The sequence below is a fragment of the Prevotella sp. SGI.167 genome (assembly GCF_050313615.1).
In the GTDB taxonomy this organism is placed as follows: domain Bacteria; phylum Bacteroidota; class Bacteroidia; order Bacteroidales; family Bacteroidaceae; genus Prevotella.
The window spans coordinates 187916-209620 of record NZ_JBNPLT010000003.1 but is presented as its reverse complement, the minus strand read 5'-3'; the positions used below and the strand labels follow the sequence as shown (position 1 = coordinate 209620).

Sequence of the window (21705 nt, the reverse complement as noted above, 5' to 3'; positions counted from 1 at the left end):
TGGCAACTACTAGGAATATTGCCGATTGCACAATAGCTGCCCAAACATCAGCAAAGAGACCATAGCCATAAATAAATGCATAAGTTTTACCAGCCATAACTTGTACATACATCTTTAAGCATAACAATACTAAAACAACATGCCCTAAAAGATACTCGCCCCCAAGCCAAACTGTTATAAAGGGTTCTAAAAATAAGTAAATAACAAAAGTAATAAACGATGCATACAAATAACGGAGTGAACAATTCTCATAAAAGACATCCATAATTTTCTGTTTATTACCTTCAGCAATCAAATTACCCACACTGGCATTAATGCTACTTAAGAAAGTATTCATTAATTGTATAATTTTATCCACCAGCAAGGTATAGTTACCATAATATGCCACTATCTTCAATGATACAAATGCATAGGTAAGAAATGGAGTTGTCTGGAACTGCACGAAGCCACTAATTTGATGAATAAATAGCTGCTTCGTTTTCTGCATTACCTCAGGATACTTCTTAAAGAGTTTCTTGCCTAATTTTACTTCTGCTTTGAGCCATGGATAGGTTTGGTCTATCTTCCAGTTCAAAATGAAAGAATAACCAATACCAAATACTAATTCTATTACCATCCATAGATAATAAGACCCAGTATAATAGGCTGATACCATCTGAAGGATTGTCTTGACAACTGTTGCTGTTTGAAAGTAAGCTGTTACTACATAATTACGCTGATCAGCACCCAACAAATTCTGACGATAGTTGATGAAATAGCCAATCAGCGTACTTGCCAAGAATGTAAAATAGGCAAACACTATGATTCCCATACCAAAATCGGTATTAGGATAAATCAGAGGAAGGAAACAAGCTAAAATACAACCGGCAACAAGTATCACCAATCCGATGATTCGATAAAGATATCCCATAACAGAGATAATCTCATTTATCTTATCTTGATCATGATCATATAAAGGTTTGTATAACAAATAACCTATTGCTGATCCAACTCCTAGTTCTGCCAAATTGAGAAATCCCAAAAGGTTTTGCAAAGTGCCTGTTAAACCAACAAAGTCAGCTCCCAGGCAATCCAAGAATACCTTACGAGAAAAGAAGCTTAATATAAGGGTAATAAAATAATATATAAAATTAACCCTTGCGTTTAGTAATGTTTTCTTTATTCTAGATTCTCTTTCTGCCATAAAAATATGTAATCTACAAATATCTTTTCAATCTTACCTATTGCCTAAAATATTCTTCCATTTTTTGAATATTGATTTTACTTTGTAAAAAATCAACAAATTTGATTACCAGATGCCCAATTAAAAGGCAAACAACAGGTATTGCTATAACAAGCAACACACCTAACAACATATCATCTTTCAAAACAGAAGTTACCCATTCGTAAAAAGGAACAAATAAACCATCTGTAATCAGATAAATAAAGAGCACAGGCTTCAATAACGTATTTATTTTTGGAGAACAATGTGGTGTCATTCCCTTTACATAATAAAACACGGTAATCGCCATAGTCATAACCAGAGGCGTATTGTAATTCAACAACGTAAATACGTGATGCTTACAATAATTATTCGCCAATAACATCAGACCTATAAGAGATAACCAACATGCCAGAAATAGGAGAAGTGCTGTATTCTTTTTAATTTCTATTTTGTAAATATTAAAATAACGACCTAATAAAAACATCGTCAACAATCCTAGAATATTGTTGCCTCCGAGAAATCTTAAACAAAGAAAAAAAAGGATTTGATTAGCTACCAATAAAACTATAATTAGCAAAAAACTATTTTTCCTCAGATTATCGATTCCCTTATTCAATATCGGAGATAATAAGAATATCTGCATATAGCATGTCATAAACCACCATTTCCCTGTGCTTACTGGGAAGCAAGCTCTTACAAACTCAAATATCGGAAGTTTTACAAAGAAAAAACTACCGATAAAAGAAGTCAACAATGATGCCTGAATTAACCAAAGTTCTAATGAAATGCCTTTTTTAACAGAGAACTTCAATCCATAATATCCTGATATAAACATAAAGCAATAGGTAGCAGGAGCAAGTAACGAAGCCAAAATTATTGCAACTTCATCACTTAAGCATTCCATATTAGCATACCCAAAATTCTTGAAGCCATACCCATGAACCAATATATGCCAGCATAAAATGGCAAGCATAAGAACTAAACGTAAGACTTCTACATTCGTATTTCTTTTATTTTCCATTGTTATTTTAGTAAAGGTGTCCCCACGATTTTATATATGAGACAGCAGCGATATAATCTACAAAAATCTTATCAGTCATCTAATAATTGCAGTTGCCAATGTGGAACAACAACAAAAGGAAAGCGCGCTTTCGACCTGCAATTTAGATATATATCAGGATGCTGTCCATTATGAGTTTTGCTCGCTACGATACTAGCAGCCTCACTGTGAACATCATCAATGCTCACATAATAAGACTGATTATCATGCTGCTGCAAAGTTTTGATTTTTTCTATTTGTTTTTGGCTGTAGCCAACAACTCATGACTATAAAAACCACCAACACGAGGATTTTCATTAGCGGTTTCATTATCAAAATTAGAGAAATAAACCACCTGCATTGTTGAAGGAGTAGCCTCTATTAAGTCGTTATACTCATTTCGACATAAATCTGCATAAGCACTATTTCTTGCATCTTCACTTGTGCTAAACAAGCGTACATCTGCAATACGACCACCTTCCTGCAAATGATATATAGCTCTGCAACTATCTGCTATCACTAAACAGCGACTTCTAGCAACTGCTCCGAGCAAATCATCAAGATTTAATTGAAAATCCTGACGAACCTCAAAGAAAATTTGATGATTTTGATCTGTAAATCCATGACCACAGAATACTATCAGATAAAAATCTATCGGGTGTTTATTTACTCTTGCCGTAAGATCATTAATCTTTAGAGCTTCTAAATAAAAATTATTTTTATCAAATACACTTATCTCGTCATCCTTCCAGGCTCCACCTTCTGGAGACTTGAAGAAATTCAGAAAATTTTCTTTATCTATGTGAACACCACGAAGAGGAGCATTTCCCCCGCCATCACTTATAATTAAATATAGTTTGCGCCTCATAATCATTACTTTTTTTCTTCTGTTACATTTGACGTGAATGACTCTATGATAGAAGGTACAAATCGCTCATTAAAACCAGCAATAAAACCAACTATACAATGATATGCCCACGGGTTTGAAACTGTAATATCTTTTAAAACTAATCCTGTATCAATAAACAATATGGCTACAAAAGCAAAGATTCCTCCACAAAGCAAACGGGCAAAAGCCTCTAAATAATGAATATTCTTAGAAGCTAGACCCGTCATGTTCATTTTACCAAACCTTGACCAAATGGAAACATAAGAACCAAGAACACCCAGTTCTAAGCCGATTATTTTTTCATCAGAAAACACATCACAAAAGTAACCTGCTATCAGGGACATAACAACAATGAACGTTGATACGAGCAAAATAAGGTATCTACTCTGTTCTTTGTTTCTGGCTTTTAGAAAAAGCAAAGCTTGATCTATGCAGGACTGAACAGAATCGAAATTTCCATATAAGGCACTTTCATAACCAGCTCCTAGCATTATCTTGAACTTCATGATGTTTTTCTCTGTCAAATTCAAACATGGTGAAGCTTGTGCTATGTCTAGTTTGGCTAGCCATTTGTTTCTCTCCTTAGTTAATTCTTCATTCCCATTTAAAGGATCTTGCTTCATGATCCAATCTATATCATTTTCTGGATCAATGTAAATCAGTATTTTGGCATTTTCATCTTCACAATGATAAATCAGATACTTATCTACAACGCCTTCAAATGCTTGGCGATATTTTCTCTGATATTCATCTTTTGGAGGATAAAACTCGTCAGAATCTTGCTTATTAAACCACATTCTCAATTAAGTTCTTATATTATAGCATCCTGAGCCTCTATCGGTAACCGTCTTCCGATAGAAAGCTGCAAGATGCGTTGCGGGTGATTATGTAGCGCCCACACTACTAAGCTACTTCTCGTTTTATATATTATTTCGTTATGTCTAACTATATAATTGGTTCGTATCGGAAATTTAGGACATAGAGTCCTTACCAGATAAGAATCGCTTTTAGGGTATTCTTACCTGGATATTGATTGAGTAAAAATAGTCTGAATTTGATATTATAAGAGATATTTCGAATCCCTCCGTCTCCCTTTAGCCAAAGGGAGCTCCACCTTTCTCACCAAGCCTCTCTTTCCTCAGGAACGAGAGGATGTAGCTGGCGACGCTATAGCTCTGCCAGAGTTTTGGTCAGCCAGCGGAGCCTGTGCCCGCAAGGGGCTGGCTGAGAGTGCTTACGCAACAGAGTTGCGATTGTCTGTCGCCTAGCGGAAGACTTTATTCTGGTTGTTCTTGCAGATATTTCTCTATCCAAGGCTTTAACTCTGGAATATCACATTCTATTGTATCCCAAAGACTTTCCTGATCTACAGTATAATAGCCATGAATAATACTTTAACTCTTTCTCTCATAAATCAAGAACTTGTCGTTATTTACTGAGTCTAACGCAAAAGGTAAGAGGCGACTGGCTTCTACCATATCTACCTTACGATGAAGTAAATCTTCTAAATTGAGCATCATGGCAGCAATCTTCATCAATGAAACTCTGGAGTTCTGGCGATCATACTCTACAAGAATATCGACATCACTATCCATACTCTCTTCGCCTCTTGAGCATGAACCAAAGAGCCAAGCCTTCTTGATGGGTTGGCTTCCAAAGAATTGCTGAATCTTTGGAATCATATTTTCAACATTCTTACTAATCATAATCGAGTACCTTTTTATTGTTTACATGCTGCAAATATAAGGGAAATATCTGAAATAGCCAAGATATTTCCGGTTTTTAACACATCGATGTCCCACAGATTTCAGAGATGAAGTAGCTGGCGACGCTATAGCTCTGCCGAAGTTTTGGCCAGCCAGCGGAGCCTGTGCCATTGTTCTAAAATCATCCTTCAATAGTCTTTACGACCCCTTCGGTTCCCCTTATAGGGGACAGAAATCTAAGGGGCTGGCTGAGAGTGCTTACGCAACAGAGTTGCGATTGTCTGTCGCCTAGCGGAAGACTTTATGGCATATGATGCTCGATGAAGCGAGTAATCATTGATGATACCGTTTTAGGAGATTGCTTCTCGTGAGCTACAGCCATTATTGTAATCTGATTTGCAAACTGAATATAATATACAACATTGGGGTGAATAGTTAAATGTCGTACGGTATAGCTATCTGTCGAGTATTTTTTATCAAAAGAACCACTTTCTGGAAATACATACAGGCCATTAACCTTTTTCACTATTCGCTCTAAAGATTTATTAGCAGTACGTTCTCCAAAATTATCAGCAACATACTGACCTATATCTTTCAATTGCTGCTTTGCCAATGTTGACCAGGTGATTTTCATTTCCATCCTAATTCCTCCTTCACGACATTCAAAATCTCTGAATGAGGAATCGTTTTCTGAGACAAAGACTCCTTATAGGCGAAATCGGCAGCGGACTTCATTGCTGTTTCGTCTAAGTTATCGATAAATGATTTCATCTTTTTATCGTCATCATTATCTTCTTGTAAAGACAATTCGATGAGTTCGACAAGATTGCTTCTATCTTCCCTACTCAATTTCTTTATCTCATTCCAAAATGGAACAACTGTATTATTTCTTTCAACAGAATTTGTCATATACATAATCTTATCCTCCTATTTTATTGTTTACACGCTGCAAATATAAGGGAAATATCTGAAATTGCCAAGGTATTTCCGGTTTTTAACACATCGGGAGTCCCACAGATTTGGCTTTACTTCCCGCTGGTCAGTGGGTCCGGAGGACAAATCTCCCTTCAGCCGCCGATTTTCAATTCACGGATTTACACAGATTTCTGTGCGGCCGAGGATAAGAGGACCACGCAGATCTCGCAGATTACGCAGATTTTTTACGTTTCCTCCGGTTCCCCTTATAGGGGTATATGTTTGGGTGGGTGTGAAGGGGGTGTATAAGAACTTTTGTATATACATCGTGCGCAAAAGATAAAGAGAAAGGGTATCAGATAGTTATGCCTTCTTTTTAACACTCTTTTCACGCTAAAGTTCATATACCCCCTTCACACTTCACACTTTGTTTGCTAATCTAAAAATCGATCATTTCGGCGACAATGGTTCCAGCAACCCGTCAATCAGACGAAGCAGCTCGTCTCTGTGAGCCTCGTCAACCAACGACTCCATCCAACGTATCGCGCCCCAGTAGTCGTCGATGGAAACATCACGGTCCATCGCCTCCAGACTCTTGGTATACGCATCAGACAGCAGGAACTCCTTGCGGATGGCTGACTTGGTGGAAGCCCAATGCTTCTCCTCCTCGGTAAGACCACCCTCAAAACGGTCTTCCTTCAGTTCTTCACGCATAGCCCAGAACACGTTGTGGACTAAAAGATTAAAACACTTGTGGACAGAAATCATGCCCGTCTGTAGTCGTAGGAATCCTTGATTCCCATGACTTCACTTTTGATTTTTTTGAAAAACATTTTAAATAATTTTATGTTATGTTCCAAAATCGGAACTTTTTGATTTCAATGCCAAATTTTATGCTTAGCTTTGCAGCGGAATCTATATGATTCAATTTTAAACAACTTCATATAATTTGCTTAAAAATGGCAACAACAGAACAACAAAAAAAACAAGAAATGGTATTACCATCTTTCTTCTATGCTATCGCCTGCAGCGAAAGCAGACAACTCGTCAGTCTTGATGAACTGCAGCGAATCATCACCCTCGACGCCATGACCCAGGCTCGTACCGAAGACTACCGCAAGAACATGCGCATCAGCAGCGAGCTCGCTCATCAAACCAAGGTGATGATGCCAGGCATCACTACCTCCGTGCTCATGGACGGACGGGGCAAGGAACTGCGCAACGTGGTGAAGACCACCCAGATGATCGCCGTGGACATCGACAAGATTCCTGCAGAAAAGATGAAGGAGGTCGTACAGAAGGCGGACGCAGACCCTCATACCATGATGAGGTTCATCACCGTGAGCCAACGGGGCCTGCGCATCATCTCCAGATACCTGCCCATAGATGACGACGAGGTGACCGCACTGGAACTTTTCGATGTGATCATACGCAAGGCGATGAGCTATTACAGTAAGTTGCTAGGCGTGCCTGCCGACGAGCAATGCGCAGACATCACCCGGATGTGCGGACTCGCACACGACCCTACCGCCTACTTCCATTGGGACGCAGAGCCTTTCGGCCTGGACACCCACGACCTGAAGGCGCTCTACACCAAGAAGGCCAACGAGGCGAAATATGCCAAACGTGCCAGCAAGCGCAAGCGAAACAGCCAGAAGATGGTGGCACTGGGCAAGGGGGTTCCCTCGATGGACGAGGCAGCGCAGCACATACTGAACCTACTCGACACGTGGGGCTACAAGTTTGAGAGCGGTGCCCACAACGAGTATGTGCTCCACTTCGGCAAGGTGTGCGTGCGCTATGGCATAGACAAGGAAGAGGCAATGGCCTACGCCAAGAGCAACTTCAGTTCCGACTATCCCGATGCTGACAGCGTGATGAAATCATGCTACAAGCACACCGAGAAACTAGGCACCTGGCACTTCTACCGCAAAGGCGAGGGCTTCTCGGGTAAGCCGACCGTCAAGGTAATCAAGCAGTGGCTCTCGATGAGATACGAGTTTCACCACAATGAGGTGACGGGATTTCACGAGGTGCTGAGCCGCGATATAATCAAAGGCAAATACCATAAGTGGACCCGCATCGACGACAACATAGAGAACACCTTCTGGACCCAGATGGACGAGATGGGACTCGAAGTGAGCGCCATCAAGCTGCACGCCATCATCAACAGCGACTTCAGCGAGCCTTGGGATCCCTTCGACGAATATCTCAGGAGTCTGCCCAAATGGGACGGAAAGACCGACTACATCGACGAGCTTGCCAACCGGGTAACCATCAACTATTGCCCTGGCTACCACCACTCGCAGGAAGAGTTCAGATACTTCTTCAAGAAATGGCTCGTATCGATGGTGGTGGCATGGGTATCACCGAGAGTGGTGAGCCAGACCATCCTGATATTCATCGGGAGGGGTGGCATCAACAAAACCACATTCTTCTATTATATCCTGCCACCATGCCTGCGCCAGTACTTCATCAACGAGTCAACCGCCAACTATACCGACAAGGACTTCATGGAGGCTTTCTCAAGCAAGGCACTCATATGCCTCGACGAGCTGGAGTCTACCTTCGGCAAGGGGCTGAGCGCCCTCAAGAGCAACGTCACCAAGCTGGTGTTCTCCATCCGCCGCCCCTACGACAAGTATCGTTCGGAACTGCTGCACCGTGGTGCCCTCTGTGGCACCAGCAACAGCATACAGATCATCACCGACGAGGAGAACCGCCGCTACTCACCATGGTTCGTAGACAATATCGAGAGCCCTAGGGAGACACCCATCGACTACCAGCACGTCTATGCCCAGGCTGTAGCTCTGGGACAAGAGGTAACCAATCGGGTGAAGAACCAGGAAGAGGGATGGGTATACTGGCTCACCACCGCCGACATCGACGTGATGAGGGAGCACAACAGCATGTTCATGGTTTCCAACTTCATGGAAGACCAGATACTGCGCTTCTACAAGGTGCCGAAATCAGACACCGACCCTCAATATGTAAAGTTCCGCTTTTCATCGGAAATCATGGAGCGCATAGGCGGAAGTCCCGCCCTGAGCCGCAACATGAGTCACCAGAACCTGAGCGCCGTGATGCAGCGACTGGGATTCAAGAAGGTACACCGCGCCAAAGGCAACGGATGGCTCGTGATAGAGAAGAATCCGGGAGAAATCAACACCGAGGCGATCTGCAGTCCAAACGAATGCGCAGAAACGTACCTGAAACCGTACAGAACCGTAGCTACGGATAGCCAGAATGGTTCTGACCAACAGTAAACAGCGTTCTGGCAAGTGCTAACCAGCATTGCCAGCAACGCTAAGTATCATCAAGAGAAACGCTAAGTATCATTACCGCGGTTCTCATAAAAGTCAATTCTATATGAAGATCAAGATATACAAGAAATACGAGCTTGCCAAGCTCTACTTTCCGGAGCAGTCGAAACACGTGGCACTAAACCACCTGATGCGGATGGTGAACCACTGTCCGCCCCTGCTTGAGGCCCTGCAAAGAGAGGGCTACGAACGGTTGGCGAAGACCTTCACCATGCGCCAGACGCTGCTCATCTATGAGTATCTGGGCGAGCCATAATACTGAGTTTTCCAGTTTTATGCCCCATCGTATCCCTATCTCACCCCTATCGTACAGAAGCCTCTTCTGAAAGTCGTATCTTTGCAACCGTAAACAAGAACCAAGCACTGCGCAGCGCTTTAATACATGAAACACGAACCATAAAACAATTTATTAGCCTTATGATTGAGTACGATTTGAAGAAGAACAACAACAAGAAGAACGTGAAGGCTTATGGCAAGTACTACGCCAAGCCCCACGTAAGTGAAACTGTAGATCTCGATGAGCTCGCCGACCACATGCATGGTCACAACTCTCCATTCTCAGCCGGGACCATCAAGGGCATCCTCATCGATGCCGTGACCCACATCAAGGAGCTCCTGCTCATGGGCAAGAATGTAAAGCTGGACAACCTCGCCATCTTCTACATCAGCATCAAGAACAAGATGGGTGCAGAGAATGCCGACGACTTCACCGTATCTAAGAACATCGAAGGAGTGAGAATGAAAGCCCGCGCCACGGGCGACTTCCGCTACGTGAATCTCAACCTCGACGCCAACTTGAAGAAGTATGGTGCTAAGAAAAAGAAGTCTTCCACCACCGACTCCGGAACGACTACGCCATCGGAAAGTACAGACAAGAGCGACTCTGGCTCTGGCTCCACCACTAACCCAGGCAGCGATTCGGGAGAAGTAGGACTGTAGTAACTGGGATTGCATATCCCCGTTATCTCTTAACTGGGATTGCAAATCCCTTAACTAGTTTTTAAAATCAATTGACCGAAAATGACACAAGATCGATTTCCGATGACGATTGGCGGCGAGGAGGTGCTCAATGAGCATCTCCTGCTCGCCTACACAGAGAACGGCGAGATGATGGACTCACCTCTGAGCGTCCGTTTTCTCGTAATTCATTGCTCGGCAACACGTGCCGACCGTAACTACACCGACAAGCAACTGATGCGCGACCACAAGAAGCGTGGATTCCGCACCGTGGGCTACCACTTCTATGTACACAAGGACGGAAGCATCACGCAGTTCAGAAAGCTGCTGGAGGTGGGCTCACATGCCCGCCCCTACAACCGCTGCTCCATCGGCATCTGCTACGAGGGTGGGCTGGACGACGAGGGCCGTCCTGCCGACACCCTGACCCGCGCCCAGTATGACGCGATGTGGAATCTGCTGCGCAAGCTCAAGATCACGTTTCCACAGGCGCAGATTGTAGGGCACCGCGACTTGCCGGGAACGACTCCTAAGGAGTGTCCTTGCTTCGATGCAGCGAAAAAATTTCCACTTTAATGTGGAATGCTTAATGTTGAATGTTGAATGTTAAATTTGAACTATGAAGAAAGAAACCATCAAGAAGGTGATCAATTTCATCATCACCGTACTTACCGCCGTAGCTAGCGCATTCTGCGTACAGAGCTGCAAATAGATTTCAGTTCAAGTTTCGCAAGTGAGGGAATTGATTGAAGTTAAAGAAGTTATCACTCCCTACGGTCGTTCAGGAAGTTAAGGGACAATAGTTTTCTAGCGTAAAACGTAGGACATTTGTCCCTTAACTTCCTTCTAACTTCCCTAACTTCACTTAACTTCCCCATATGCGAAAGTTCAGTTATCAGTAATCAAACCTTAACCTTAATTTCTAATTCTACCAGTATCGCCAGTAGATGCTGAGGCGATGCATGTCGCTGCCCACGAAGTCGTACATATCGTGCTTCATGAGCCACTTGCATCGCTTCTGCACCTTCTTGCCATACTGCCCATCTATCGAGAACGCATTTCGCTGGAACTTGATGCCCATCAACTTGAGCTTCTCGTAGTCGCGCTTCTCCATATAGAGGTAGCGCTCAGGATGGGCAAGCACGGGCGTGTAGCCCTTGTTCTTGATGCGCTCCAGGAGGGCATGAAAATTCATCGGGGCAGAGAAGATGCTCGTCTCCACCAACAGGAGCTTGCCATCCTCGCCCAGCGGCAACAGGTCGTTTGCCTTCAGGCGCTTTTCGAAGAGCGCATCTAGCATATTTTCGGCTGCGAGATGCAGCCGGAGCATTTTTCTGTCAGCAGGGTTTCGCTCGGCGAAGTCCTGCTGATATTGTTTCTGGAAGTCGGCAAATACTTGGCGCAAATGGGTGGTCCCGTTGGGTACGTCTTCCATAATATGAGGCGTAAGCCAGACATCCCTCATGCCTGCGCCTTCGTAAAGGCACAACATTTCCAACGACTTCTTTACCTCTTGAAATCCGTCGTCCACGCCGGGCAGGATGTGGCAGTGCCAGTCGATGCCGCCGGGGAGTCTCTCTGAAGGTGCTTTCCTGCTTGCCGTCGGATTGCAAATCCAACGGAACGCCTCACGGAATATATTCATATTTTTCTATTCTTTTATCCAATTTCCTACTTTCCTATTTTTGCCCCCCATTCTTGTCGGAGCCGTAGTGGTAGCCGTAGCCATAGCCATAGTGGTAGCCATAGCGATAGTAGTGGCCGTAGCGGCCGCCCTGAGCCTTGGTTCCGTTCAGAATGAGCGACATATTCTTGAATTTCTTGTCCTTGTAGAGCTGCTCGATGTCGCCCAGCAAACTGCGCTGCATCAAGCCCGAGCGTACCACGAAGATGGTGCGGTCGGCAAGTTTCTCTATAATCTGGGTATCTGCCACGATTTCCACTGGTGGACAGTCGATGAACACATAATCGTACTCAGCCCTCATCTGCCTGATCATCTCGCCCAGACGGTCGGTGAAGAGGAGCTCCGTAGGGTTAGGCGGCATGGTACCGATAGGCAGCACGTCGAAATCCTCCACCAGTCCATACTCCTCGCCATGGCAGATGATGCCCTCCAGGTCATCGGTCCTGCCGTTGAGATAGTCGCTGAGTCCCTCGCCAGGGCTGCCCACGAGCATGGATGTGGAACCATGGCGGAGGTCACCATCGATGACGAGCACCTTCTTCTCCTTGATGGCGAGCGACATGGCGATGTTGCATGCCAGGTGAGTCTTGCCCGAGCCTGGGTTGAAAGACGTAAGGATGATGACGTTCTGCTCGGGATGGGTACCTATCATGAACTCCAGGTTAGTGCGCAGCACGCGGAACGCCTCGTTCACGATGTCGCGCTTGCCTGCCTTCACCACAATCTGTCGCGTCTCCTTCGGCTTCTTCCAGAACTGGATGCGCTGCAGAAGAGTTGGTCTGTTCTTGCGACTGATGCTGTATGGTATCTCACCGAGGAATGGTATGGTGATGTTCTTGAGGTCGTTTCTGCCCCTCACCGTCGTGTTCATGTTCTCACGGATAAATATGACTACCACAGGTATCAGGACTCCGAGAACGAAAGCCACGAGGATGATGTTGCGGCGCACAGGCTGCACGGGCGTGGTGTCGCCCGTAGGAGGGGTGATGATGCGCGTGTTGTAGGCGGTGAAAGCCTTGGAAAGCTCGTTTTCCTCTCTCTTCTGCAAGAGGAAGAGGTAGAGCGCCTCCTTCACCTTCTGCTGGCGACCCACTGTTTGCAGGTACTTTGCCTGGGTAGGGTTGCTGGCTATCTGGCTGGTGGTCTGCGCCTCGTTTGCCTGCAGGTTGGCAAGCTGCGAGTTGAGTGTCACCACGAAGTTGTCGATACTGGTTACGATGCTATGGCGCATGGAGGCGAGGTTCTGGTCATAGTCAGCCACCAATGGGTTCTGCTCGCTGGAGTTAGCCACCAGGTTGTTGCGCTCCAGCTGCTGCTTGTTGTATTCGGTAATCTGCTGCTCAATGCCCGGACTGTCGATGCCGATATTGGCTGGCAGGAGCTGGTTCTTGCCCACCTTGCCCGTCAGGAAGTCGCGCAGGTAGCGTGCCATGGAGAGGCGTGAGTTCAGCTCGAGTATCTGCTTGTCTACGTCGCCGCTCTTCTGCATGTATTGCTGTGCGGCGGTCTCTACGTCGGGCAGCAGATTGCGGCTCTTGAACGAGGAGATGTCCTTGTCTACGTCGCCCAGTTCCCGCTCGATGACGCCCAGGCGATCGGTGATGAAATGGGAGGTGGAGACGGTCATCTGGTTCTTGTCCTCCATCCAGTTCTTGCGGTATACGGAGATGATGGTGTTCAGCACGTCCTCGGCGCGCTGGGTGAGCTGGTCCTTATAGGTCAGGTCGATGACTGTTGCCTTCTCCTCGCTGATGCTTGCCGAGAGCGACGCCTTGATATGGTCGGTCATGGCATAGAGGTTGGTGCGGGTTACATGCAGTTTCCTGCTCTCATGTCCATTGATGAAGGCTGAATAGCCCGGTGCCAGGTCTACGCATACATGGCCCATCGCCGTGCGGACGGTCTGGCCCAGCTTGCCCTGTATCTCCTCGTCCGATTCCACTTGGTTTCCAGCCTTGTCGGTGCCACTCACGTGTACGATGGAAAACAGGTTGCCATGCTTTACTTCTACATCCAAATTGGCGCTCTGCATATCGTTCAAGCTATAGAAATGAACGGTTACAGGCAGCGTTCTGCCATAGAGAGCCACAGGATGGAAGGTACCGTCTTCACTGTAGTTTACGTCGAGTTTGAGCTGCTTGCCAGCCTCCAGCAAGACGGCTGGCGACTGGATGGCAATCAACTCGTTGTTGACGTTCGACTTGCCTCCCGAGAGTCCCATGTCGGAGAACATACTGGCCACATCGCTGTTGATGCTCTGGCTCTTGCCGTCTTCCTTGATGAGGATGGATGCCGTGCGCTGATAGACACCCGGCGTGGAGAGGAGGTAATAAGTGGCTATGCCCAGGGTGACGACGAGCGAGATGACAAACCATCGCCAGCGCACAAGGCACAGATACATTAAGTCTTGCAGACGAATGAAGTCATCTGCCTGCTGGGGGCGACGAACCAGAGCATTCTGCATCGTCGCTTGATTATTCTGAATCATTGAATTTGAAAGTTGTTTTTTTCGCATGTAGGGAAGTTAAGGGAAGTTAGAGGGAAGTTAGAGGGAAGTTAGAGGGAAGTTAAGGGAAGTTAAGGGACAAATGTCCTAAGTTTAAGCTAGGAGACTATTGTCTCTTAACTTCCCGAACGACCGTAGGGAGTGATAACTTCTTTAACTCCTTTAACTCCTTTAACTCCTTTAACTTCCTGATATGCGAAAGTTCAGTTACATTATTTCTTGATAAGTACCGCCACGCTGGTGGCAAGTGAGGCAAGGCTAATCCAGAAGCCCGTGCTCCTGACATTGTTGCCATTGACCGTACTCTGGCGAGCCTTGGTCTCGTTGGGGCTGATGTAAACCACGTCGTTCTGCTGCAGGTAATATACCGGACTGTTGAACACGCTGTTTCCCGAGCAGAGATTGATCTTGTATATCTTCTGGTGGCCGTTTTCCTGGCGCAACACCATCACGTCTTCACGGGTGCCATAGATGGTCAGGTCGCCTGCCTTGCTGAGGGCATCGAGAATAGTCACTTTCTCGTCCTCGATTTCATACTGTCCAGGGCGTGCCACCTCACCAATCACCGAATAGTGGAGATTTGTCAGGCTGACAGTCACCACGGGATCCTTCACCAAGTTGCGATCCACAAGAAGTTTCTTGATTCCCTCGGCTATCTGCTCTCGGGTACGACCTGCCACATGCAGGATGCCCAGCACAGGAAAGTCGATGTTGCCCTTGCTGTCTACCGTATAATAATAGGCATCCTTGGCGCCGGTCGACGTGGTGGCGGTTCCCGTAAGGCTGAAGAGCTGTGTGATCTGTGGATCCTTGCTCTTCACTCCGATGTAGAGTTTATCTGTTGGCTTGGCGGTGATCACCGCACTTTTCAGATTGATTAGCATGTCAGGATTTTGGTTAAAATCCTGGAAATAAGCTATTTGTTGTGGGGCTCCACAAGCTGACAGGACAAGAAGTCCCGTACAAAAAGCTCCAGAAAGCAATGAATTACGATATTTCATATTATTTTATATTTTTTCTAGAAAACATCTTGGTATATAGGTGGTGGCGACGGCACAGACCCCGTCTATCGACACGATGAGGCGATGGTCGCCATTGATGCGCTTGATTTCGCCCTCCAGACCTTTGAACCTGCCGTCGATGACCCTGACACGTTCTCCTTTCTTCCAGTTGAAGGCTCCGTCCTCGAAATATTCCAGCCCCTTCTGGTCGCCCGACGATACCATCATGAACATCTGCATCTGTCGCTTGGGAATGGCGATGGGCTGTGGGTCGAAGTCCACCAGCTGGCGATATAGCCTTGCCTTGCCACGCAGTTCCCGCTCCAGGCATAGTGCCTGTAGCTTGTTGCTGCGCATGAAGAAAAGCGAGGGTATGAGTGGGCGCTCCACCACAATCTTCTTGCCTTGGCTGTTTACTTGTCTCTCTTTTACGAAGGGGGCGTAATATTCCATCACATCGCCCATCATATCTTCGGGGAATGTGTTTATCATCTGGTCAGGATCCTTAAGCACGTTGTTGAAAAGGTTGAACTGGTCTCGGCAAAGCGCCACTTTGTTCATGTACACGCGCATGGCATACCATGATGCCTCTGTCTTGGCTGGTTCGCCAAGAGTCCCGGCTTGTATGCTTAGAGAATGATAGATATCTTTTATTGAATTGTCCATTCTTTCATTTTAAGTATTCTTATACAGACACATTTTCTCTTCCCCCTTATGTCGAAACGAGTCGTCACAAGCAGCAAGGAGATTGAGACAGTATACTTCCCGTAAAGCTTCTGTCGTTCGGAGCAACCCTGATCCAGGCGATGCTGTACCCGCAATCCCATTTGGGTAACTAAGCCTCATATTTTCTGGTTTAGTTCTCAAACGCGCCGCAAAGTTAACAAAAAAAAAAAAAAACGAAAGAATGTTAGCGCAACTTTAGATAAAATTAGTTTTTTTAAGTATTTTCCTAATATTCGTTAATTTTACTGTTTTGTTTGCATACAAAACATAAAATCGGGGTAAATCTCTTTCAATAAGTGATTTACCCCGATTAAACATTATACAGATGGAAGGAAACTTAGTTGTTTACGCTACCTCCCACAATATCAAGCAATTCATTGGTAATGGCCTGTTGACGACTCTTGTTGTACTGCAAGTTGAGTTCGCGCAAGAGTTCATCGGCATTATCCGTAGCGGTCTGCATGGCCACCATGCGGGCAGCATGCTCACTCGCCTGACTGTCCAGCAAGGCTGTGAAGAGCATGAGATGCAGCTGCTTAGGAATCAATACACCGAGAACGGTCTCCAAGTCTGGCTCCACAATGAAGTCATCGTTCAGAGGTTTAGCCTCTGAAGTCTTTCTTTCATTCTCCTCAGCCTGTTTCTTGCGTAGATACTCCTGCGCCTTAGCTGTAACCACATTAGAGGTGAGATCTCTGTCGTTATCCCCTCCTATTGCCTCTGTGCTGAGGTCGATAGGCAGGAAGGTCTTGCGGGTCAGAATCTGCGAGCCGGCACTCTTGAAGTGGTGATAGATCATCTCCACCTTGTCGAGTTCGCCAGCCGCATACTGCTTGGCAAGATTACTGGCGATGTCGGCACATACGCTTGAATTAGGATGATCGGCAAGATCCATGAAGTTGCCGCCAATCTTGAGTCCCAGCTTCTGTGCTTTCTCAGCCACCTTTCTTCCGATAGGATAAACCGTGATGTCGTCAATGCCCTGAGCCTTATACTCGTCGACCGCATGCATCATCATCTTGATGACGTTGGAATTGAATCCACCGCACAAGCTGCTATTGGAACTGTAAACCACGAGAGCCACTCGCCTGGTTTCCTTGTGCTCCACCTGCAACTCATGGTCCACATTCGGAGTACTCACCAGAAAGCTCTTGAGGATATGTTCCAGCATATTCTCGTAAGGCAGCATGTTCTGTATAGCCACCTGTGCATGATGCAGTTTGCTCGAAGCCACCATCTTCATGGCACTCGTAATCTTACGTGTACTGTTGACGCTGGCGATGCGAGTCTTAATCTCTTTTAACGACGGCATAGGCTATTACGCTTTATATTGTCCTGCAACATTAGCCATGGTCTCCTCGACTGCCTTAATGGCCTCGTCGGTGAGCTTACCATCGCCTAAAGTCTGAATCACATCGGCGTGCTGGCTGCGCATAGCGTCGAGGAACAGATCCTGGCACTCGCGAACCTTGTCCATTGGCACGTCGTGCATCAATCCGTGCACACCGCAATAGAGAATAGCTACCTGCTCTCCTACCGGCATTGGGCGGTACTGAGGCTGAACCAGCAACTGGTCGTTCTTACGGCCACGGTCCAGAGTCATCGCTGTTACGGCATCCATATCGCTAGAGAACTTGGAGAAGGCCTCCAGCTCACGATACTGAGCCATATCAATCTTCAGTGTACCAGCCACCTTCTTCATACTCTTGATCTGGGCAGAACCACCTACACGGGATACGGAGATACCTACGTTGATAGCTGGACGGAAGCCCTGGTTGAAGAGGTTGGTCTCAAGGAAGATCTGACCGTCGGTGATGGAGATCACGTTGGTTGGGATGTATGCTGATACGTCACCAGCCTGTGTCTCGATGATAGGGAGGGCTGTCAAGGAACCGCCACCCTTAACGTGACCCTTCATGCACTCTGGAAGGTCGTTCATCTGCTCGGCTACCTCCTGCTGGTCGTTGATACGAGCGGCACGCTCCAACAGACGAGAGTGGAGATAGAAGACATCACCAGGGTAAGCCTCACGTCCGGATGGACGGCGGAGGATCAGGGATACCTCACGGTAAGCCACAGCCTGCTTACTCAGGTCATCGTATACGACGAGAGCTGAGTAACCGCGGTCGCGGAAATACTCACCGATGGCTGCACCGGCAAATGGTGCATAGTACTGCATAGCAGCTGGATCGGCAGCGGTAGCACTTACGATGATGGTATATGGCAGGGCGCCATGCTCCTTAAGGTTCTGTACCAATGCAGCAACGGTAGATGCTTTCTGACCGATGGCTACATAGATACAATATACTGGCTTGCCTGCCTCGTAGAAGCTCTTCTGGTTGATGATGGTATCCACTGCGATGGCAGTCTTACCGGTCTGGCGGTCGCCGATGATCAGCTCACGCTGTCCACGACCGATAGGAATCATAGAGTCTACAGCCTTCAAACCTGTCTGAAGTGGTTCCTTCACTGGCTGGCGATAGATAACACCCGGGGCCTTGCGGTCCAATGGCATTTCGAAGGCATCAGTAAGGTCGATGTCACCCAGACCATCAATAGCCTGACCCAGAGGGTTTACGACACGTCCGAGGAAGTTGTCGTTCACGCGGATGGAAGCGATACGGTGTGTACGCTTCACGCTCTGTCCCTCCTTGATGCCAGCAGTAGGACCTAAGAGGACACAACCTACATTGTCTTCCTCCAAGTTCATGACAATCGCCATAGTGCCGTTCTCGAACTCAAGAAGTTCGTTAGCCTCTGCGTTGCGGAGTCCGTAGATACGTGCCACACCATCGCTGACGGTGAGAACAGTACCGACCTCATCAAACTTTTCAGAGCTATTCACCTCCTGCAGTTGCTGCTGAAGAACTTCAGACACTTCACTTGGTTTAATTTTATCTGACATTGTTTATTTATTTTAATTGTTAAATGAGGAGTTAAGGAGTTGAAAGAAGTTAAAGGAGTTAAGACAATAGCTTATCTTATATCCAGTTTCTCTCATTATTAAGAAGTCCTCCTGTTTTATCAGGATAAAGGTGTTGTCTTAACTCCTTTAACTTCTTAAATTCTTAACTACTCAAAAAAATTACTTTTTGAGCTGTGTCAGAATGTTGTTGAGCTTAGTCTTTACGCTCGCATCCATTCTGTAAGTATCATACTCAAGGATGAAACCACCGATGATATCCGGGTTCACCTCAGTCTTGAACTCCACAGTACCTTGCGTTCTCTGCTCCACCATCTTGCGCATCTTATCCTCAGTAGAGGCGTCAACGGCAGTGGCGGTGATCAGCTTACCGCGGATGATGTTCTTCTGTTTCCTGTAAAGAGTGATATACGAAGCAGCCATGAATTGCAGGGTGCTCTCCCTATCCTCTTTCAGAACGAGTGCGATGAACTTCTTGCTCAGCTCGGATGGGTTCTTGCCCAGGGCTGTGGTGAGAAGCGCCAGCTTCTTGTCTTTAGAGAGCATAGGGTTGTCTATCGTAAATCTCAGTTCAGGCACGTCGATGTAGCTCTTGTAGAGCGTCTGCATCTCCTGGTAGACCTGATCTTCGAGCTTCATGCTGAGTGCGCTCTTGATGAGGGCACGGGCATAACGCACCGATATTACACCTATATCCATAAGCTTTACTATTTGTTGTCAGAAGAAACCTCGTCCAGCAGTCGATTTATCATATCCATCTGTGCCTTGTCGTCAGAGAGCTTAGCCTTGAGCACCTTCTCAGCAATCAGAACAGAGAGTTCAGCCACCTGACCGCGGATTTCGCGAATGGCGTTCTGCTTCTCCGATTCAATCTGTGCCTTGGCGTCAGAGAGGAGTCTTGCTCCCTCTTCGCGAGCCTTATTCTGTGCTTTCTCTACGATGGCGTCGCGTGTTTCGGCAGCCTCTCTGAGGATGGCAGCCTGCTTCTCGCGCGCTTCCTGCAAGATGGATTCACCTTCTTTTTGGATATTGGCAAGCTTCTCGTTGGCCTCGTGAGCTTTCTTCAGGCTCTCGTCGATGAAGGCCTTGCGCTCGGTCACCATCTTGACGATGGCTCCGAAACCAGCCTTTCTCAAGATGACGAAGACAATCAGAAAAACGACTGTCATCCAAAAGAGCAAACCGCTATCAGGAATCAATAAATCCATATATACTGGTTAAAGTTTTACTTAAACGTTTCTATTTTAACTAACTCTAGAATAGTCTCTATCCTACCCCGGCTTCAGAATCCGGCAGAAACTCTGGAGGATATCCTTGATCCGGGGCTGATGATAGTGACATATGAGATGATTACATAACGATTGCCAAGATGGCGATGATGACAGCGAAGAACGCAACACCCTCAACCAACGCAGCTGCAATAATCATAGAAGAACGGAGGTCACCCATCTTCTCTGGCTGGCGTGCCATAGCGTCCATAGCCTGGCCACCAATGCGACCGATACCAATACCTGCGCCAATAGCGGCCAAACCTGCACCTACTGCGGCACCCAACTTTGCAATCTCTGCTGCTAATAAAAGTGATAACATAATCTTATAATTTAAGTTGTTAATATTTTCTTTATTTATTGTTTAATTGAAATTTTGCCTCTACATCAAATCATGAAGTCCAATGTTCAAACTTCTCATAAAGTTCAAACTTCAAAGTTCAATGTATTAAGCAACCTCTGGCTCAGCCTCATGAGACTTTACATGAGCCAGCGAGATGAATACTGCACTCAGCATGGTGAATACCAATGCCTGAATGTAGCTTACCAATACTTCGAGGAGCATCATGAAGACACTCATCGCAATACTTACTGCTGTCATACCCGTACCTGCCACATAGTTGGCGATAGCATTCTCACTGATGTTGAACATGATGAAAATGATAGCCGCAAACGAAAGTGCGATGGCGTGACCCGCCATCATGTTGGCGAAGAGTCGGATAATCAAAGCCAACGGTTTCGTGAAGATACCGAAAAGCTCGATGAATGGCATCAATGGCACTGGAACCTTCAGCCAGGTTGGTACTTCTGGCCAGAAGATGTCCTTCCAGTATTCCTTCGTACCGGTGAAGTTGGTGATCAGGAAGGTCGTCACACCGAAGAATGCGGTGCAGGCGATATTACCTGTCAGGTTACCACCACCTGGAGGGAATGGTACGATACCCATGATGTTGGCCACGAAGATGAAGAAGAAGCAAGTAAGCAGCCATGGTGCATACTTAGGGGCTTCCTTACCCAGTGTAGCCTTGATCACATCGTCATATACCGACATGACGAACATGTGCATCAGTCCTGTAAATCCCTTTGGTGCAGGGTCATCCACCTTGTGCTTCCTGCACCAGCTGGCTGGTATCAGGATGCAGAGCAACAGGATGATAGCGTCGATGAAGAGCACGCAAACGGTCTTCGTGATGGAGATGTCGAGAGGACGAACCTCCTGACCTCCCACCTTCTCTACTATCTTGTTGGGATTCGTCTGTGCATCACCGTTCTTGATGACGAGGTTGAATGGTCCCGGACGGTCTCCGTTGGCATCCTTCTCTTCCGAGAATTGGCTGCTGCAGAAGACGTGCCAGCCCGTTGAGCTCTTCACGATGATAGGCAGATGAATCACTACGGGATGATCTCCCACCTTAGTGATATGCCATTCATAAGAATCCTTGATATGACCCCACAATATCTCTTTCACGTCGATGTTCTCCTTGGCCGATACCTGCAGAGGTGCCAGCGTGAAGAGCAGCATCGCCATCAAGAGGAATTGCTTGAGATGTTTCATATTCTTTAA

General features: G+C 46.3%; 24 protein-coding genes. 5 read left to right on the top strand and 19 right to left on the bottom strand.

Annotated elements, in window-relative coordinates:
• The 9 genes from ACQRBJ_RS03210 to ACQRBJ_RS03170 all read right to left on the bottom strand — a co-directional run.
• Nucleotides 1–1183 (bottom strand): lipopolysaccharide biosynthesis protein (locus tag ACQRBJ_RS03210; protein ID WP_445302833.1); only part of this gene is annotated, 1183 nt, incomplete at its 3' end.
• Between the two features lie 37 nt (nucleotides 1184–1220).
• Nucleotides 1221–2225, bottom strand: a complete 1005-nt coding sequence (locus ACQRBJ_RS03205) for an acyltransferase family protein (RefSeq protein WP_445302832.1) — start codon at nucleotides 2223–2225, stop codon at nucleotides 1221–1223.
• Nucleotides 2226–2496: 271 nt separating this feature from the next.
• Entirely contained in the window at nucleotides 2497–3111 is a 615-nt protein-coding gene (locus ACQRBJ_RS03200; RefSeq protein ID WP_445302831.1) for a caspase family protein, read from the bottom strand.
• A gap of 5 nt (nucleotides 3112–3116) precedes the next feature.
• Nucleotides 3117–3929, bottom strand: a complete 813-nt coding sequence (locus tag ACQRBJ_RS03195) for a hypothetical protein (protein WP_445302830.1) — start codon at nucleotides 3927–3929, stop codon at nucleotides 3117–3119.
• A gap of 480 nt (nucleotides 3930–4409) precedes the next feature.
• Nucleotides 4410–4520: a hypothetical protein gene (locus tag ACQRBJ_RS03190; protein ID WP_445302838.1), complete on the bottom strand. Its 111-nt coding sequence runs from the start codon at nucleotides 4518–4520 to the stop codon at nucleotides 4410–4412.
• 6 nt (nucleotides 4521–4526) lie between these two features.
• Nucleotides 4527–4838: a nucleotidyltransferase family protein gene (locus ACQRBJ_RS03185; protein ID WP_118189928.1), complete on the bottom strand. Its 312-nt coding sequence runs from the start codon at nucleotides 4836–4838 to the stop codon at nucleotides 4527–4529.
• A gap of 301 nt (nucleotides 4839–5139) precedes the next feature.
• Entirely contained in the window at nucleotides 5140–5478 is a 339-nt protein-coding gene (locus ACQRBJ_RS03180; RefSeq protein WP_235305740.1) for a type II toxin-antitoxin system RelE/ParE family toxin, read from the bottom strand.
• Complete coding sequence (locus ACQRBJ_RS03175) at nucleotides 5469–5753, bottom strand: hypothetical protein (RefSeq protein ID WP_445302829.1); 285 nt, start codon at nucleotides 5751–5753, stop codon at nucleotides 5469–5471. The genes ACQRBJ_RS03180 and ACQRBJ_RS03175 overlap by 10 nt, the downstream gene beginning before the upstream one ends.
• Before the next feature lie 450 nt (nucleotides 5754–6203).
• The gene (locus ACQRBJ_RS03170) at nucleotides 6204–6467 is read right to left on the bottom strand and encodes a hypothetical protein (RefSeq protein ID WP_445302828.1); all 264 of its coding nucleotides are present in this window, start codon (nucleotides 6465–6467) and stop codon (nucleotides 6204–6206) included.
• Between the two features lie 278 nt (nucleotides 6468–6745).
• Between ACQRBJ_RS03170 and ACQRBJ_RS03165 the strand changes: the two genes are divergently transcribed.
• From ACQRBJ_RS03165 to ACQRBJ_RS03145, 5 genes are all read left to right on the top strand, one after another.
• Entirely contained in the window at nucleotides 6746–9019 is a 2274-nt protein-coding gene (locus tag ACQRBJ_RS03165) for a BT4734/BF3469 family protein (RefSeq protein ID WP_445302827.1), read from the top strand.
• 28 nt (nucleotides 9020–9047) lie between these two features.
• Complete coding sequence (locus tag ACQRBJ_RS03160) at nucleotides 9048–9332, top strand: DUF4248 domain-containing protein (protein ID WP_295348556.1); 285 nt, start codon at nucleotides 9048–9050, stop codon at nucleotides 9330–9332.
• 161 nt (nucleotides 9333–9493) lie between these two features.
• Nucleotides 9494–10015 carry an HU family DNA-binding protein gene (locus ACQRBJ_RS03155; RefSeq protein ID WP_442241485.1) on the top strand — a complete coding sequence of 174 codons (522 nt, stop codon included), beginning with the start codon at nucleotides 9494–9496 and terminating at the stop codon, nucleotides 10013–10015.
• A gap of 81 nt (nucleotides 10016–10096) precedes the next feature.
• Entirely contained in the window at nucleotides 10097–10609 is a 513-nt protein-coding gene (locus tag ACQRBJ_RS03150) for an N-acetylmuramoyl-L-alanine amidase (RefSeq protein ID WP_295348553.1), read from the top strand.
• A 43-nt stretch (nucleotides 10610–10652) separates the two neighbouring features.
• On the top strand, nucleotides 10653–10745 hold the full coding sequence (locus ACQRBJ_RS03145; protein ID WP_442241484.1) for a smalltalk protein: 93 nt from the start codon (nucleotides 10653–10655) through the stop codon (nucleotides 10743–10745).
• A gap of 216 nt (nucleotides 10746–10961) precedes the next feature.
• Here the strand turns inward: ACQRBJ_RS03145 and ACQRBJ_RS03140 are convergent, their stop codons facing one another.
• The 10 genes from ACQRBJ_RS03140 to atpB form a co-directional block, all read right to left on the bottom strand.
• Nucleotides 10962–11678 (bottom strand): CpsB/CapC family capsule biosynthesis tyrosine phosphatase, encoded by a 717-nt coding sequence (locus ACQRBJ_RS03140; RefSeq protein WP_295348551.1) that lies wholly within the window; start codon nucleotides 11676–11678, stop codon nucleotides 10962–10964.
• A 34-nt stretch (nucleotides 11679–11712) separates the two neighbouring features.
• Entirely contained in the window at nucleotides 11713–14205 is a 2493-nt protein-coding gene (locus ACQRBJ_RS03135) for a GumC family protein (protein WP_445302826.1), read from the bottom strand.
• Between the two features lie 230 nt (nucleotides 14206–14435).
• Nucleotides 14436–15224 carry a polysaccharide biosynthesis/export family protein gene (locus tag ACQRBJ_RS03130; protein WP_445302825.1) on the bottom strand — a complete coding sequence of 263 codons (789 nt, stop codon included), beginning with the start codon at nucleotides 15222–15224 and terminating at the stop codon, nucleotides 14436–14438.
• A 6-nt stretch (nucleotides 15225–15230) separates the two neighbouring features.
• A complete protein-coding gene (locus ACQRBJ_RS03125; RefSeq protein ID WP_441936231.1) occupies nucleotides 15231–15890 on the bottom strand; it encodes a UpxY family transcription antiterminator in 660 nt (219 codons plus the stop codon).
• Nucleotides 15891–16287: 397 nt separating this feature from the next.
• Entirely contained in the window at nucleotides 16288–17262 is a 975-nt protein-coding gene (locus ACQRBJ_RS03120; RefSeq protein WP_445302824.1) for a F0F1 ATP synthase subunit gamma, read from the bottom strand.
• A gap of 6 nt (nucleotides 17263–17268) precedes the next feature.
• Nucleotides 17269–18855 (bottom strand): F0F1 ATP synthase subunit alpha, encoded by a 1587-nt coding sequence (gene atpA, locus ACQRBJ_RS03115; protein WP_294971670.1) that lies wholly within the window; start codon nucleotides 18853–18855, stop codon nucleotides 17269–17271.
• 180 nt (nucleotides 18856–19035) lie between these two features.
• A complete protein-coding gene (locus ACQRBJ_RS03110; protein ID WP_295348541.1) occupies nucleotides 19036–19572 on the bottom strand; it encodes a F0F1 ATP synthase subunit delta in 537 nt (178 codons plus the stop codon).
• A gap of 8 nt (nucleotides 19573–19580) precedes the next feature.
• Nucleotides 19581–20081: a F0F1 ATP synthase subunit B gene (atpF, locus tag ACQRBJ_RS03105; protein WP_441936227.1), complete on the bottom strand. Its 501-nt coding sequence runs from the start codon at nucleotides 20079–20081 to the stop codon at nucleotides 19581–19583.
• Nucleotides 20082–20223: 142 nt separating this feature from the next.
• Nucleotides 20224–20463, bottom strand: coding sequence for an ATP synthase F0 subunit C (atpE, locus tag ACQRBJ_RS03100; protein ID WP_006846851.1), 240 nt, complete (start codon nucleotides 20461–20463; stop codon nucleotides 20224–20226).
• A 126-nt stretch (nucleotides 20464–20589) separates the two neighbouring features.
• Nucleotides 20590–21696 (bottom strand): F0F1 ATP synthase subunit A, encoded by a 1107-nt coding sequence (gene atpB / locus ACQRBJ_RS03095; RefSeq protein ID WP_445302823.1) that lies wholly within the window; start codon nucleotides 21694–21696, stop codon nucleotides 20590–20592.
• Nucleotides 21697–21705: the final 9 nt, after the last annotated feature.